1 protein-coding gene and 1 pseudogene are annotated in these 1,169 nt (G+C 47.3%); both read left to right on the forward strand.

The annotated features are described in order from the left end of the window. Window positions 1-353 (forward strand): annotated as a pseudogene (locus R8O70_RS25770) (methyl-accepting chemotaxis protein); the annotation flags it as partial. 293 nt (window positions 354-646) lie between these two features. Next, on the forward strand, window positions 647-1,169 hold a 523-nt coding region (locus tag R8O70_RS25775; protein ID WP_318184529.1), incomplete at its 3' end, for a lipoprotein.

The following is a 1,169-nucleotide window of genomic DNA, read 5'->3' on the forward strand; positions in this document are numbered from 1 at the left end:
AGATCATCACGATCATATCTAAACTGCAAAATTGTTCGAAGAGTGCCGTTTCAGCAACGAACAACAGCAGCGATTTGATTCAAGAGTGCGTTGAGCAAGCACAAAAAGCCGGTGCAACCATCGACCAAATCGAAAAAGGCGCAGATAACATTGCTGAAATGAGCATTCAAATTGCGAGTGCTTGCAGCGAGCAAAGCTCGGTAACAGAAGAGCTGCATCGTAACGTGGAACACATCAACCAGTTCTCTAGCGAAGTGGCGACAGGTTCACGCCAAACAGCAATTGCATGTCGCGATTTAAGTGAGCTGGCGGTAGGTCTACAAGAGATCGTCGGCCAATTCAAAACGGCATAGTCACTAACGTCATTCTTATCTATTCAAGCCCAGCGATTATCGCTGGGCTTTTTTAATGTCATTTGCCGATAAAAACCGGAGCTTGGTCAAGGTTCTTTAAATTGAGGCCTTCATAGCCCACTTCCAACGCTAAGCCTCTCTATTTAAAAAGAATCGCTTGTAGATAAAATGCTAAGCTCTAAAAAGAAATCGTTATGGATGGCGGTTAGCGACGGGTTAGCGGGCTCAATCAACACGCTCCCGTTCGCAAGTTATCTATTCATGCATTACTTCTTCAAAGGAAGCACCGCACTATGAAGCGAATCATTTTTGGCACATTGATTATTGCCCTTTTAAGCGCCTGTTCAAAAGATAACACGCACCAAGCGCTTGGCACCCTAGAGCGTGACCGCGTAACGTTTACCGCCACATCTAATGAGATAATTAGAGCCCTTCCTGTCAAAGAAGGCAGCTTGGTGAGTGAAGGGGAAGTGTTGGTTCAGCTCGATACCAAGAATCAACAAGCCGTTCTTGCGCACGCCGTTGCCGAGCAAGCCAAAGCGGGAGCGTATTTGCTTAAATTGACCAATGGTGAACGCCCAGAAGACATTGCTGCCGCATCGGCTCGCGTAGCCCGAGCGGAAGCGCAGCTTACCGAAGCGCAGAAAAACTATCAACGCAAAGCAGAACTAGTGCGTAAAAAACTCATCAGCCAATCCGAAAAAGATTCAGCTCTTGCGGCAAGGGACTCGGCGAGAGCCGAATTAGACTCAGCAAAAGAAGAGTTCAGTAAGCTCACCGCAGGTTCTCGCCTCGAAGACATCGAACAAGCTAAAG

This window comes from Vibrio sp. 779(2023) (assembly GCF_033344285.1).
Taxonomy (GTDB): domain Bacteria; phylum Pseudomonadota; class Gammaproteobacteria; order Enterobacterales; family Vibrionaceae; genus Vibrio; species Vibrio alginolyticus.